A 14,469-nucleotide genomic window follows, 5' to 3' on the forward strand; every position below is an offset into this window, starting at 1 on the left:
CTTGCCGACGATCTACTTTGACTTTGATAAGAGTACGCTGAGATCGGTGCACAAGAAGGAACTGGAGCGTACAGCGATCATGTTGAAGCGCATGTCCAATCTGCAGCTGTTCATTGCGGGTCATACGGATCAACGTGGCAGTGAGGAGTACAACAAAGGCCTGAGCGAGCGCAGGGCGGCAGTGGTGATGGATTACCTGGTCAACAGGGGAGTGGAAGCTGCCAGAATGCAGTACGAATGGTTCGGCAAAACCCAGCCAATCAATGATTGCGGAACCGTACCGTGCACAGAAGCCATGCATCAATTGAACAGAAGAACAGAGCTCAGATTGGGCGGAGTGAAATAGAAGTTTTAAAATAAGTTGTCACTATGAATTTAAGATAAAGGGGGATTAGGGTGCTCCTTTATCTTAAATTGTTTCTCAAACTATATGTTGTTACCCAAACAAAATGCGAAAGGTTATTGTGTACTAGCCAACACAAGTAAATCAATTCATAGAATCTTGAATTCACTAAACTCGCTAGAGTTTGAATGTCTAGGAATCTTTGTGTTAAATGATGACATCCCTGATCAATTAAACAATTTGACACGTATTCCTGACTTTTTGTTTTTAGAAAATTGTGAAGAAGCTGATGCTGTGAAGTCATTGTTCAAAATGCAGTACAGCAGAACGTCCATAGTTTATTTAGAGCAGAGAGGAGCGCTTGTGCGATCTAATCCTCCAGAACTAGGAATGGGTGAAACGATTCTATTGATTTAAAAAAACCAAAAAAAAGACCTCCAATTTCGGAGGTCTTTTTTTTATTTGATGACTGAGAAGTCAAAAGTTTCAAGGAATTTGGTAGTGAAGTCCCCTTTTTTGAACTGTTCATCATTTAACAGTGCAATATGGAAAGGGATGGTTGTTTTGATACCATCAATAACAAATTCTTCCAAGGCTCTTCTCATCCGAAGCATTACTTCTTCTCTTGACTGACCACTTACAATAAGCTTTGCAATCATAGAATCATAATTAGGTGGAATGACATATCCTGCATATACATGACTATCGATACGAACACCCTTACCACCGGGTAGATGTAAATTTTGTATCTTACCTGGGCTTGGACGGAATCCATTAGCAGGGTCCTCTGCATTGATTCTGCATTCCATGGAAAAGAGTTTCGGGTAATAGTTTTTACCTGAAATCTTTTCTCCCGCTGCAACTTTGATTTGTTCTTTGATCAAGTCAAAATCAGTTACTTCTTCTGTAATCGGGTGCTCTACTTGGATACGGGTATTCATTTCCATGAAGTAGAAGTTTCGGTGTTTGTCCACCAAAAACTCAATTGTTCCTGCGCCTTCATAAGCGATTGCCTCAGCACCTTTAATGGCAGCCTTACCCATAGCCTCTCTTAACTCATCTGTGATGAAAGGTGAGGGAGTTTCTTCTACCAGTTTTTGGTGTCTTCTTTGGATGGAGCAATCCCTTTCAGATAAATGGCATGCACGACCAGAGCTATCACCCACGATTTGGATTTCAATATGCCTTGGCTCTTCTACAAACTTTTCAAGATATAAACCATCATTGCCAAATGCAGCAGCAGATTCCTGTCTTGCATCATCCCAAGCTTTTTTGAACTCGGATGATTCTTTGACAATGCGCATACCTCTACCACCACCACCTGCAGTTGCTTTTAAGATCACAGGATATCCCATTTCTTCAGCAAGTTTTAATCCTTGCTCCATGGAATCCAATAGACCTTCAGATCCAGGGATTGTAGGTACGCCAGCAGCTTTCATGGTAGCTTTAGCGGTAGCTTTATCACCCATTTTGTTGATCATCTCTGGACTGGCACCGATAAATTTGATACCATACTCTTCACAGATTCTGGAGAATTCTGCATTCTCAGAAAGGAAGCCATATCCTGGATGGATAGCATCTGCATTGGTAATTTCGGCAGCTGCGATGATTCTAGGGATATTTAAATAAGAGTCTCTACTTGGAGGAGGTCCGATGCATACAGCTTCATCAGCAAAGCGAACATGAAGACTATCTTTGTCAGCAGTGGAATACACGGCAACAGTTTTAATCCCCATTTCCTTGCAGGTTCTGATTACTCGTAAAGCAATCTCACCTCTGTTGGCTATTAATATTTTTTTAAACACAACGATTGATTTTGATGAAACATGTCAGCTTATCCAGCTGGGTCTACTAAGAATAAAGGCTGATCATATTCTACTGGTTGAGCATTTTCAACCAATACTTTTACAATTCTACCTGACACCTCAGACTCAATTTCATTAAATAATTTCATCGCTTCGATGATGCAAACAGTTTGACCAGGTTTAACAGTATCTCCAACATTGACAAATGCATCTGCATCTGGATTTGGGGTTCTGTAGAATGTTCCGATCATTGGAGATTTGATCTCAATCAGCTTACTTGTGTCTTCTTTAGGAGCAGTAGGAGCCGCAGGGCTTGGAGCAGGAGCTACGGCGGCAGGAGCTGGGGAAGGAACTGCCACAGGAGCAGGAGCTGCTTCAAATTTTACAGTAGGTGCTTCAGAATACTTTTTTATAGAAAGTTTGAATTCTTCTGTTTCAATTTTCACTTCTGCTAATCCAGAATTTGATATGAAGTCAATAAGCTCTTGAATTTCTTTTGCTTTCATGTGATTCAATTTTGAGGGTTTAAGTTTGATAACCATAAAAAAGCCTTTACCGAAAGAATTCTTTCAGTAAAGGCCGAGAATTTATTTTACACGTTCAGAGTACGAGCCGTCACGTGTATCTACTTTGATCATTGTATCTTGCTCTACAAACAGAGGAACCATTACAGTAGCACCTGTTTCCATAGTGGCAGGCTTTAATGCATTGGTTGCAGTATCTCCTTTGATACCTGGTTCTGTATACGTGATCATCAACTCTACAAATGGAGGCAACTCCACTGAAAGAGGCGTTTCTGTTTCTGCATGAACAAGAATGTCCACCATCTGACCTTCTTTCAGCAAGTTAGGTCTTTCAATTAGTTTTTCCGCAATAGGTATTTGTTCAAATGTCTCAGTGTCCATGAAGTTATACCCATAGTCATCCACGAAAATGAACTGATGCGGCCTTTTTTCTACGCGTGCTGTGGTTACTTTTTCACCGGCATTATAGGTTTTATCCAAGACCTTCCCTGTGGTGAGACTTTTAAGTTTTGTTCTTACAAACGCAGCACCTTTACCGGGTTTGACGTGCTGAAATTCTACAATGGAGTAAATGTCATTGTTCATTTCAAGACATAATCCATTTTTGAAATCTGCTGTACTTGCCATTATATTTCAGGTTTAATTTATTTCTTATTTTGATCCATCATAGCCCCATTTCAGATAAATAGATCCCCAAGTGAATCCTCCTCCGAATGCTGCTAGAATAATATTGTCTCCTTTCTTAAGTTGTGGTTCATAATCCCACAAACACAAAGGTAATGTTCCGGCAGTAGTATTTCCATAACGTTCAATGTTCAACATTACTTTCTCTGGACCTACCCCCATTCTATTAGCTGTAGCATCAATAATTCTTTTATTGGCTTGGTGAGGAACCAACCAAGCAATATCCTCTGATTTGAGATTGTTTTTTTCCATGATTTTCGCACTCACATCAGCCATATTAGTTACCGCAAATTTGAAAACGGTAGAGCCTTCTTGGAATGCAAAATGCTCACGGGCATTTACAGACTCTACGGTAGCAGGCTTTCTACTTCCACCGGCTTTCATATGCAGGTAAGGTGCGCCTGAACCATCAGCGCGTAGCATGGAATCCATTACTCCTACCTCCTCTTCTGTAGGTTCAAGAAGTACTGCCCCACCACCATCGCCAAAAATAATACAGGTTGCACGATCCTGATAATCAATAATGGAGGACATTTTGTCTGCACCTACCACGATCACTTTCTTGTGCATGCCAGTTTCAATGAATTGAGAACCCATGGTCAATGCATATAAAAAGCCAGAACAAGCTGCTGAAATATCAAAACTAAAACTGTTTTTTGCACCCACACCATCTGCGATAATGTTAGCCGTGGCTGGGAAAGGCATGTCCGGTGTAACTGTTGCACAAATGATTAGGTCAATATCTTCTGGATCGGTATTGGTTTTTTTTAATAATCCCTTGATAGCATTGATTCCGATTACTGATGTTCCCTGATTTTCTCCTTTAAGGATACGTCTTTCTTTGATGCCTGTTCGGGTAACAATCCATTCGTCATTGGTGTCTACCATGGTTTCTAACTCTCTGTTAGTTAGAACATATTCCGGTACCCATCCGTGGACGCCAGTAATCACTGCTCTGGTTTTCTTCATTTGATATTGTTTTTGTAGGTCTGATTACTTACCTCGATTTTGCTTTATTTGTCTGTGTTGATTAGTTGTATTTGACACACTTATTTATTGGACAAGCTTTCAAAATTATCTAAAAACTGCATTTTCACCAAAGTTTTTTGTTGGAAGAACGCAGTAGGTGATGATAGGTCAGTCAATTAGCCCTTTTTTCAGTTATTTTTTGCCCCAAAAAAGAAAATCCACTGCCTGTAGGGCAATGGATTTTGGTATAAGGCCTTATACGTAAATTAAGCTAGAACTTCTTTTTCCATAATCACTTGACCCTTGTAATATAACTTACCGTCAAGCCAGAAAGCTCTGTGAGGAAGGTGCATTTCACCTGTGGTAGGGCATTGCGCCAATCCAGGAGCTGTCAACTTATAGTGTGTTCTCCTTTTGTCTCTTCTTGTTTTCGAAATTTTTCGTTTAGGATGTGCCATCGCTATACTATGTTTAGATTAATCTTTTGCTTTTAACTTATTTAATATTGCCCATCTAGGGTCAACTTCTTTTTCTTCCTTAGGTTCTTCAGGAGATTCATCTTCAAAGGAATCTTCTCCGTCTATGTATACATAAACACCATCTCCTTCAAAATCTTCATCATCCATCTCATCTTCATAATCCGGATGAATTTTTTTTGCGGGAATTGCAATTAAAATATACTCATACAGTAATTGAGCAACATTGATACTTGGAGTGTCCTTGGTGATGATAAATAAATCTTCACTCAACTCCTGTTCTGCTACTCCATATTTGTAGATGACTTTTTCATCTAACTCAAGTGGGTAATCAAACTCTTCCAAGCTTCTGTCACAAACCAGCCTTACGGTGCCTTGTATGTGAAAATCAACCTCAATCACTGCTGAGGTCTTTTTTAACTTGGCAGAAGTATTGATTCGAGCATCTTTAACCCATTCTGTTGCTTCGAAAAACTCAAAGAAATCTCCATAGACATCAAAAGAAAAGGCATGATCTCCTTCTCTTAATTTCACTATGTCAATATTGTAATTCCTTAAGAATTTCATCACTACTCTTTAATTCAAGACCGCAAATTTAGGCAAACTTTGTAGAAAAAGGAAATTTGGCAAACAATTATTTGTCAGTCAAATTCTTAACTTGATCAATACTCCTCACTATCAATTGGATTGGGTAAGATTTTAAACCTTTTGTTGAAGGTGAAATTGTTACTTTTTTCTCCAAAAACAATTGTTTATTCTTTTAGCTCAAATGTTTACCTTTGCCTTTCCAAAAAACAGCTCCTCATAATCGAATGATTTTCTTCTTTCAATCCCCAAACAAACTAGTTTACGCCGTAGAGTCGGCATCTCCAATTGCAGCAGCAGATTTAGAGAAATTATCCTGGCTTCTTGGCAACGCAAACTTGAGTGAACAAGCATCTATTGCAGGTGAATTTGTTGGTCCAAGAAAAGAAATGGTGACTCCTTGGTCAACCAATGCAGTAGAAATCACCCTCAACATGGGTATCATAGGAATCAAGCGAATGGAGGAGTTTACACCAATGGCAGCTGACCTAAAAATCGACCCCATGCTTCAACGGGTATATCAAGGATTGGATCAAGAGATTTTTGATATTCACATGAGTCCCGAACCGATAAAACCTATTGAAAATATTGCCGAATATAGCAAACAGGAAGGCTTGGCTTTGAGTGAGGAGGAGATTGAATATTTGAATGACGTAAGCGATAAATTGGGGAGGAAGTTGACGGATTCGGAAGTTTTTGGATTCAGTCAGGTTAATTCAGAGCACTGCAGACACAAAATTTTCAATGGTAATTTCATTATTGATGGCGAAGAAAAACCGCATACACTTTTTCAATTGATCAAAGAAACATCTAAGAAACACCCCAATAGAATTGTTTCTGCCTACAAAGACAATGTGGCTTTTGTAGAAGGTCCAAAGGTGCAGCAGTTTGCCCCTAAGAGACAGGATGAAGCAGATTTTTTTGACATTAATGCCATTGATTCAGTGATTTCCCTAAAAGCAGAGACTCACAATTTCCCAACAACCGTAGAGCCATTTAACGGTGCTGCAACAGGTTCGGGAGGTGAAATCAGGGATCGGATGGCTGGAGGTACAGCTTCGATTCCTTTGGCAGGTACTGCCGTATATATGACTTCCTATGCCCGTTCGGAGGAAGGTCGTTCTTGGGAAAAGAATTTGGCTGAAAGGAAATGGTTATACCAAACCCCTTTGGATATTTTGATCAAAGCATCCAATGGAGCTTCAGATTTTGGAAATAAATTTGGTCAGCCTCTGATTTGTGGTTCTTTATTGACATTTGAGCATGAGGAGCAAGGGAAAAATCACGGTTTCGATAAAGTGATTATGTTGGCCGGAGGAATCGGCTTTACCAATAAAGCATACGCAAAAAAGTCAGAACCATCCAAAGGTGATCAGATTGTCGTCATGGGCGGTGATAATTACCGCATCGGCATGGGAGGTGGCGCTGTGTCTTCTGTCAATACAGGTGAATTTAGCAATGCTATTGAGCTCAATGCTATACAGCGCTCCAATCCAGAGATGCAAAAAAGAGTCTCAAATGTGATTCGGGCGATGGCAGAAAGCTCGGAAAACCCGATTATCTCTATTCACGATCATGGAGCAGGGGGGCACTTAAACTGTCTTTCTGAATTGGTGGAAAGTACAGGAGGCACTATCTATGTAGATAAACTCCCAGTGGGAGATCCTACCTTGTCTGCGAAAGAAATCGTAGGGAATGAGTCCCAAGAGCGAATGGGATTAGTCGTACATCCTAAAGATGTTGCCACCTTACAAAAAATAGCCGATCGCGAACGTGCACCGTTTTACGTCGTGGGTGAGACTACGGGGGATATGCATTTCAAATTTGAAAATTCCCAAACAGGTGAAAAGCCAATCGATTGGAATCTGGCGTATATGTTTGGAAGCTCACCAAAAACAATCTTGGAGGATACTAAACAAGAACAACATTTTGCTGAGCCTGATTATTCAACAGAGCAATTAAAAACATATATCAAAGAAGTGCTTCAATTAGAGGCGGTAGCATGTAAAGATTGGTTAACTAATAAGATTGATAGATCTGTAACAGGCCGTGTAGTCAAACAGCAGACAGTAGGGGAGATTCAATTACCTTTGAACAATGTGGCAGTAATGGCTTTGGACTTTACAGGTGAAAAAGGAATAGCAACATCTATAGGCCATGCTCCAGTAGCTGCCTTGGCAAATCCTGAAGCTGGTTCAAGATTAGCAATAGCCGAGGCCATGACCAACCTAGTTTGGGCACCGATAGAGCAGGGCTTGCAAGGGATTTCCTTGTCTGCTAACTGGATGTGGCCAGCAAAGAATGCCGGTGAAAATGATCGTTTGTATAGAGCAGTTGAGGCAATTTCTGAGTTTTCGATTGCATTAGGAGTAAATGTTCCCACAGGGAAAGACTCGTTGTCAATGACACAAAAATATCCTGATGGTAAGACGGTATATTCTCCTGGAACTGTGATCATTTCAACCGTTGCCGAATGTTCAGCACCAACAAAAACAATTTCACCGGATTTAAAACCTGTCGAAGGATCCAAAGTCTTTTATATAGATTTCTCTAAAGATTCAGCCAAACTAGGTGGTTCTAGCTTTGCTCAAGTGCTGAATACGGTAGGGAATGAAACTCCTGATGTGAAAGATGTAGCGTATTTTGCACAGGCCTTTATGGTGATCCAAAAATTGATTGAAGACCAAGCCATTCTTTCAGGACATGATATTTCCTCTGGAGGTTTAATTACAGCATTGTTGGAAATGTGTTTCCCTTCCACCACGGTAGGCCTTCATGTAAAAACTGACCGATTGACGGATAAAGATCTTATCAAAGCATTATTTGCTGAAAATCCTGGTGTACTCATTCAGGTGCAGGAAGTTGAAAAGGTTCGTGCGCTTTTGGATAATTATGGGATTGCTTATGTTTCGCTTGCCGAGGTTACGACTACGGGTAAAGTAATTTTTACCGATATGTCTTTAGAGCTTTCTGTAGAAGAAATGAGAGATACTTGGTTTAAGTCATCCTACCTCTTGGACAAGCATCAAAGTGGTGAACGATTAGCTTTGGCTAGAAAAGAAAACTATAAGCAACAACCGCTTTCATATACGTTTTCAGATACCTGGGGAGGTACTTTTGATGCTTATCGCCTGAACCCTTATAGAAGAGTGACTTCCGGAAAACGAGCTGCGATAATCCGTGAAAAAGGGGTGAATGGAGATCGGGAGATGGCCTACTCTTTATGGTTAGCGGGTTTTGATGTGAAAGATGTTCATATGACAGATCTGATTGCAGGTAGAGAAAACCTGGAAGATGTGCAAATGATTGTCTTCGTGGGTGGATTTTCTAATTCCGATGTTTTGGGTTCTGCCAAGGGTTGGGCTGGAGCATTTTTGTACAATGAAAAGGCCAAAGCAGCCTTGGATAACTTTTATGCGAGAAAAGATACGCTCAGTTTAGGGGTATGTAATGGATGTCAGTTGATGGTAGAATTAGGTTTGATAGCCAAAGAACATACTCAAAAGCCAAAAATGTTGCACAATGAAAGCCACAAGTTTGAATCTGGCTTTGTGAATGTGAGTATCCCTGAAAATAATACCGTGATGTTGCAATCATTGGCAGGTCAGCGATTGGGTGTTTGGATTGCCCATGGGGAAGGTAAATTCTATCTTCCGGAAGGAAAAGATGCTTACCATATTGGTATGACTTACAGTTATGAAGCTTATCCAGGCAATCCAAATGGCTCTGATTTTGCCGTCGCAGGTATCGCTTCTGCTGATGGTAGACACCTTGCCATCATGCCGCATATTGAGCGGTCTATTAAGCCTTGGAATTGGCCATACTATCCTGCTGATCATGCAGAAGACGAGGTCACGCCATGGATAGAGGCCTTCAAAAACGCCTACCATTGGATTGAGAAAAATGCATGATAAATTCATACAACCCCTCCAAGTGGAGGGGTTTAGTTTTTTCAACGCTTCGCGAAATTTGCAATTTCGTGAACCAGATAAGGTGGGATTTGCAATCCCAATGATGAATATGTTTTTAGGATTGGGGCTTTCTTTCTATTTTTAGGCATGCAATTGACAACTTCATTTTCCATACCTGAAGCGCAGGTAAAAATCAACCATCAGTCGGGTATTTATGCCATCGGCTCCTGTTTTTCTACTGTTATTGGAGATAAATTGACTGAAAGAAAATTCCCGGTCTTGAATAATCCTTTCGGAACTATTTTCAATCCCATTTCAATTGCCAGGGTGATGGAGGACTCTCTATTGGAGATGCCATTGGACAAAAAGTTGGTGTTGGTGAGAGATGGATTATACCTGCATTATGGGATGCACTCGGATGTGGTGGCCTACAGTCAGGATTCCTTAGAGCGGTTAATTTTAAAAAAGCAACAACATACCCAACAAGTACTGGAACGGGCTTCCCATGTCCTGATTACCTTGGGTACTGCTTGGGTCTATGAGTTTGGAGATGAAAAAGAAGTAGTTGCCAATTGTCATAAACAGCCTGGGCATCTTTTTGAAAAAAGATTATTGCATCCGGATGAAATTCAAAAAGCTTTTGCAGGATTTTTTAATCTTTTGGTAGAAGTCAATCCTACGATTCAAGTTATTTTGACCGTTAGTCCGGTACGTCACATCAAAGATGGGATTCCTCAAAATCAATTGAGTAAATCAGTCCTACGAATGGCAGCAAATGACTTGGAAGAGACCTATGATTTTGTTCATTACTTTCCAAGTTATGAGATCATGATGGATGAACTGAGGGATTATCGCTTTTATAAAGAAGACATGATTCATCCCAATGAAATGGCCGAAGGGTACATCTGGGAGCGATTTAAGCAGACTTGGGTAGATTCCAGATCATTTGATTTGATAACAGAATTTGAAGGAATCAAAAGAGATTTGATGCATAAGCCATTCAACCCGGATAGTCCTGCACACCTTAAGTTTTTGGATAATTTACAAAAGAAACTGGAGCGGTATAGTAGAGATTTTGACTTCTCTAAGGAGCAAGATATGCTTCGCAAACAATTGAATTACAGAGGGAAGTAAAAAAAAGAAGCGGCATCGCACCGCTACAACCGCCTACCCTTGCTTCCTTCCGGACCTGGGGGATTCAGCAGGAGCTGGTCGTGCCGCTAGGTCACAAAAGTAGGCTAAAATTATTTCTTGACAAATGTTCTGTGCAAAAAACTTGTGCTCATTTTATAAGTTGCTAGCAATCAGAGAGGAACTTTTTTGGCAATGTTTTTGCGCTTTTCTATCAAAAAACAACAAGAGTATGATGAAAAAGTATGGAATGATTATCATGGTTGCTTTGCTTTTGAATGCATGTGTGGGAGTAAGGCCTGAATTTCAGCAAGGTATGACTGAACGAAAATTTTTAAGACAAAATAAAGAAGCTGTCTTGAGTGGAATTGATGGAGATTTTAAAACATACCGCGTGCAGCGTGACGATCGTTTTTTTGTGTTGGCAACCTTTGAAAAGGGATTGTTGGTGCGCTTAGAAGAGCGGGAGTTGGCGCCGGTGTGGAATCCGCAGCCTCAGATGAACGATAATTAAAAAAATTAAGTGATATCTATTTGTTAATGGTAACTACCTCCCATGGGGGTAGTTTTTTTTTGAATCAATAACCTGTCCTGAATGATTCCTTGGAAATTATGCTTCCACAGTTTTTGCTATAGCTTTGGCTCTGGATGCCAAAATATTTTTTAGTGGGTCTATTGCTTCTAAATTTAGAGTATGTCCTACGCCAGGTAATACAATGAATTCGTTTTTTGGAAGATAAGAAGCCATCTCTTTTCCCATGTCTGGGGTGCAAAGGAGGTCTTCTTCTCCATGAATAATGATGCACGGAACCTGACAGCTGCTCAGATTTGAGAGGTAATTTTTTGATTTCTCTGTTGCCTCCATCAGTTTCAACAAGTCTTCTGTGGCTGGACTCATGTCTTTTTTAGACATTTTGAGAGTCTTCAAGGGGACAATTGGATTTTTGAAGAAACTTTTTCCCAAAACAAAAGGGAGCATCACGTCAAACATCAATTCATAGTCACCACATAACAGAGCTTTTTTCCAACCAAGACCGATCGCATTGAAATATTCGTTTTTACTGGAAAAGGTAGAAATCAGGTAGGCCTGTGCTACTTTTTCCGGGTATTCCACTATATATCGTTGGGCTACCGCTCCACCATAGGAGATACCAGCTAAGTGGTAGTTGCTGTAGGGGAGCTTGGAAAGGAGATCATGTAAGTCCGCTGCATGTTCTTCAAATGTTTTAAACTCGTCTGCACTGTCACTCTGACCTTGGAAAATAAGGTCAACAAGTATGCATGTAAACTCTTCCCCAAAGTCTTTCTGAATGACGCCTAACCAAGCTTGGGTAGATTGGGAAAGTCCATTCAAAAACACAAAAGGAGGATGTTTACTATCGGTATTCCCTCGGATTTCGTAATACATACGATGCCCTGAGGGTAGGGAATGATAGTTTTTCATAAAAGGCCTTTTGGTTGATAAAGCCCTAAATAAAAGAAAAATGTTTAAGTTTGTGAAATATAAATTTCTTCGCGGATAGTTGGGCTAATTGTTTTTGGCGGAATATATTAGATTAAACCCAATAAAACCGTGAATTTATGGACGTAACAAATTCTTTAAGCACAGCTGTTTTGGCCTTGGTACTGACCTACATGGCTGTGATTTTATTTTTTGTATTCAGAGGTGCCAAAAAAACCAAATCGATCAACGATTATGCACTGGGAAGCTTTTTGTTTTCTCCAACTGCCGTTGGGTTAAGTCTTGCTGCGAGCATGACCTCGGCGGCCACCTTTATTATTAATCCAGGCTTTGTAGCGTACTATGGTGTAGCAGGTGTTATTTCCATGGCCGTAGTTTTGCCATTGGCTGCTTTGGGTTCTTTGATTGTATTGACAAAAGGATTCCGAAAAGCAGGTCAGACAGTGAAAGCACTGACCATGGCCCAATGGATAGGAAATATGTATGGCAGTAAAAAATACTCTGTGTTTTTCGCTTTTCTGTCACTATTACTCATCACATTCATAGTGTTGATTTGTGTGGGCTTGACCAAAGTTCTCTCAGCTTCCTTGGGCGTGGATGAGATTTGGATGAGCTTAATGCTTATTACCTTCATTTTTGGATATATGATGTTTGGAGGAGCCAATTCTATGGTTTATACCAACATGGTACAGGCGATTTTGATGGTGACAGTTGCAATTATTTTGTTGGGTTCGGGATTCGATCATTTTTCAGCGGGCGTATATGGTTTTTTAGAAAAATTGAAAGCAATAGACCCTCTGCTGGCTGGTTGGAAAAATGAGCAAAGCCCATTGTTTCGAGATTTTTTTGAAATCGTGATCTGTCAAATCATAGTGGGAATTGCCATCGTCTGCCAACCCCATATCATCACCAAGTCCCTCTTACTCAAAAGTGAAGCACATGTGAATAAGTTCTTATGGGTGGCAGTGTTGACTGAAATTCTTTTTTTCTCGGTAGTTTTGGTTGGCTTATATGTACGGATTTTGAATCCTGAATTGGTGGATGGGGATAAAACCATTCCTGTAGACAACGTAGTGACTTGGTATGTGGTCAATCATTTTCCTGTGTATATGGGATTGATTTTGATCCTTGGTTTGATTTCGGCAGGCTTGAGCACTTTGGAGGGCTTGATTCAGTCACTATCCATTACGATTACTTCTGATATTTTGGATCCTTTAGTAGGTAAATCATTGAATTTAGAAAAAAATGGCATTTTTGTCAATAAACTGGTGATTATTGGGCTTGCGGTGGTCAGTTTTTTCCTCACCAAAGATCAATTGATCAATCCGAATTTATCAGTAGGGATATTTGCTCAAAATGGTGTATACGCATATTTTTCGGCAGCTTTCTTTCCCGTATTGTATGGAACATTTAGAAAAGGAACGCCTGTAATGGCTGCATTTGGGGCATCTTTAACAGCTGTGCTTGTTCATTTTTCTGTATATTATATTCCCCTAACATCCTACATGCAAGGCCCTGTCAAAAATCCAGGGATTGCAGCTGCATTCGCCATTGTAGCTTCTATTATTGTTGGGAATTTGCTGATTTTATGGAATAAAAAAAATACAACGGTTCAACTGAAAACCCTATGAAAAATCTATTATTCGTAATTCTGATAAGTGTTTGGTCGTTTTCCGCAAATGGCCAGGGTATTTTTGAAGGAGTCGAATACCCTTATCCAGTTAAGAAAGTCAATTTGTCCAATGGACAGAAAATAGCCTTTATGGATGAAGGGGAAGGAGAGGTACTTATATTTATTCATGGATTAGGAAGCTATGGACCTGCCTGGAAAAAGAATGTGGAGGAATTGAGTAAGTATTACCGTTGTATAGCAGTAGATTTATTGGGTTATGGAAAATCAAGTAAACCAGAAGAGACGTATTTGCTGAAAGATCAAGCAAGGGTGATTCAGGAATTAGTACAAAATCTTGGACTTTCAAAGGTCCATTTGGTAGGACATTCCATGGGAGGACAGATTGCTATGCATGTAGGTCTTGCTTATCCAGAACTTGTTAAATCTTTGATTTTAGTAGCTCCTGCGGGTATCGAGACCTTTACCGACCAGCAAAAAGCTTTCTTCGAAATGATAACTCCTGAAGCTATTGCAGCAACCTCAGATCAAGAAATAGAAGCCAATCTGAAAAGAAATTTCTATTCATATACCGACGAAGCGCAGTTTATGATCGAAGATAGAATCGTAATAAAAAATGATCCAGAGTTTCCGCGCTATGCAAGCATGGTGGTCAATGGTATTCGAGGAATGGTACGACAGCCTTTAGCCGACTTGCTTGAAAGTTTGCAATCTCCTGTATTAGTCTTATTTGGAAACAATGATGATCTCATTCCAAATAAATTATTAAATCCACACTTGACTACGCAGGCTGTGGCGGCCTCTGTTGAGAAGTTGATGCCCCATGCAAAGGTAAATTTGATACCAGACGCAGGTCACATGCTCATGTTTGAACAAGCGAAAGAGGTCAATCGCTTCATTCGGGAATTTGTAAATTAAGTAAAAACCAATTTTAATTTGGTGTTTCAGT

The 14,469-nt window shown here is 40.1% G+C and carries 14 protein-coding genes and 1 other RNA gene; 7 read left to right on the forward strand and 8 right to left on the reverse strand.

What is annotated here, in order from left to right; all coding sequences use genetic code 11:
- Both ACXIUD_RS14205 and ACXIUD_RS14210 read left to right on the forward strand, forming a co-directional pair.
- Window positions 1-346: OmpA family protein (locus ACXIUD_RS14205; protein ID WP_458053307.1), on the forward strand; the 346-nt coding region annotated here is incomplete at its 5' end.
- 156 nt (window positions 347-502) lie between these two features.
- Window positions 503-760: a hypothetical protein gene (locus ACXIUD_RS14210; protein WP_458053308.1), complete on the forward strand. Its 258-nt coding sequence runs from the start codon at window positions 503-505 to the stop codon at window positions 758-760.
- 41 nt (window positions 761-801) lie between these two features.
- Here the strand turns inward: ACXIUD_RS14210 and accC are convergent, their stop codons facing one another.
- The 6 genes from accC to ACXIUD_RS14240 all read right to left on the reverse strand — a co-directional run bounded on the left by accC (window position 802) and on the right by ACXIUD_RS14240 (window position 5,368).
- Window positions 802-2,148: an acetyl-CoA carboxylase biotin carboxylase subunit gene (gene accC / locus ACXIUD_RS14215; protein ID WP_458053309.1), complete on the reverse strand. Its 1,347-nt coding sequence runs from the start codon at window positions 2,146-2,148 to the stop codon at window positions 802-804.
- 29 nt (window positions 2,149-2,177) lie between these two features.
- Complete coding sequence (accB, locus tag ACXIUD_RS14220) at window positions 2,178-2,654, reverse strand: acetyl-CoA carboxylase biotin carboxyl carrier protein (RefSeq protein ID WP_458053310.1); 477 nt, start codon at window positions 2,652-2,654, stop codon at window positions 2,178-2,180.
- A gap of 81 nt (window positions 2,655-2,735) precedes the next feature.
- Window positions 2,736-3,299: an elongation factor P gene (gene efp, locus ACXIUD_RS14225; RefSeq protein WP_458053311.1), complete on the reverse strand. Its 564-nt coding sequence runs from the start codon at window positions 3,297-3,299 to the stop codon at window positions 2,736-2,738.
- A 24-nt stretch (window positions 3,300-3,323) separates the two neighbouring features.
- Entirely contained in the window at window positions 3,324-4,325 is a 1,002-nt protein-coding gene (locus ACXIUD_RS14230; RefSeq protein WP_458053312.1) for a beta-ketoacyl-ACP synthase III, read from the reverse strand.
- Between the two features lie 266 nt (window positions 4,326-4,591).
- Window positions 4,592-4,783 (reverse strand): 50S ribosomal protein L32, encoded by a 192-nt coding sequence (gene rpmF / locus ACXIUD_RS14235; RefSeq protein WP_189586132.1) that lies wholly within the window; start codon window positions 4,781-4,783, stop codon window positions 4,592-4,594.
- An 18-nt stretch (window positions 4,784-4,801) separates the two neighbouring features.
- Entirely contained in the window at window positions 4,802-5,368 is a 567-nt protein-coding gene (locus ACXIUD_RS14240) for a YceD family protein (protein ID WP_458053776.1), read from the reverse strand.
- A 245-nt stretch (window positions 5,369-5,613) separates the two neighbouring features.
- Here ACXIUD_RS14240 and purL point away from each other — a divergent pair, with 245 nt between their 5' ends.
- Complete coding sequence (purL, locus tag ACXIUD_RS14245; protein ID WP_458053313.1) at window positions 5,614-9,297, forward strand: phosphoribosylformylglycinamidine synthase; 3,684 nt, start codon at window positions 5,614-5,616, stop codon at window positions 9,295-9,297.
- 147 nt (window positions 9,298-9,444) lie between these two features.
- Entirely contained in the window at window positions 9,445-10,431 is a 987-nt protein-coding gene (locus tag ACXIUD_RS14250) for a GSCFA domain-containing protein (RefSeq protein WP_458053314.1), read from the forward strand.
- Between the two features lie 3 nt (window positions 10,432-10,434).
- Here ACXIUD_RS14250 and ffs read toward each other — a convergent pair.
- Window positions 10,435-10,521: signal recognition particle sRNA small type (gene ffs / locus ACXIUD_RS14255), an RNA gene on the reverse strand.
- 139 nt (window positions 10,522-10,660) lie between these two features.
- Between ffs and ACXIUD_RS14260 the strand changes: the two genes are divergently transcribed.
- Window positions 10,661-10,942, forward strand: a complete 282-nt coding sequence (locus tag ACXIUD_RS14260; RefSeq protein ID WP_458053315.1) for a hypothetical protein — start codon at window positions 10,661-10,663, stop codon at window positions 10,940-10,942.
- 96 nt (window positions 10,943-11,038) lie between these two features.
- Here ACXIUD_RS14260 and ACXIUD_RS14265 read toward each other — a convergent pair whose 3' ends face one another.
- Complete coding sequence (locus tag ACXIUD_RS14265; RefSeq protein ID WP_458053316.1) at window positions 11,039-11,872, reverse strand: alpha/beta fold hydrolase; 834 nt, start codon at window positions 11,870-11,872, stop codon at window positions 11,039-11,041.
- Between the two features lie 137 nt (window positions 11,873-12,009).
- Between ACXIUD_RS14265 and ACXIUD_RS14270 the strand changes: the two genes are divergently transcribed.
- The gene (locus ACXIUD_RS14270; RefSeq protein ID WP_458053317.1) at window positions 12,010-13,521 is read left to right on the forward strand and encodes a sodium:solute symporter family transporter; all 1,512 of its coding nucleotides are present in this window, start codon (window positions 12,010-12,012) and stop codon (window positions 13,519-13,521) included.
- Entirely contained in the window at window positions 13,518-14,438 is a 921-nt protein-coding gene (locus ACXIUD_RS14275; protein WP_458053318.1) for an alpha/beta fold hydrolase, read from the forward strand. Before ACXIUD_RS14270 ends, ACXIUD_RS14275 begins: the two co-directional genes overlap by 4 nt.
- Window positions 14,439-14,469: the final 31 nt, after the last annotated feature.

The sequence above is a fragment of the Mongoliitalea sp. genome (assembly GCF_054166905.1).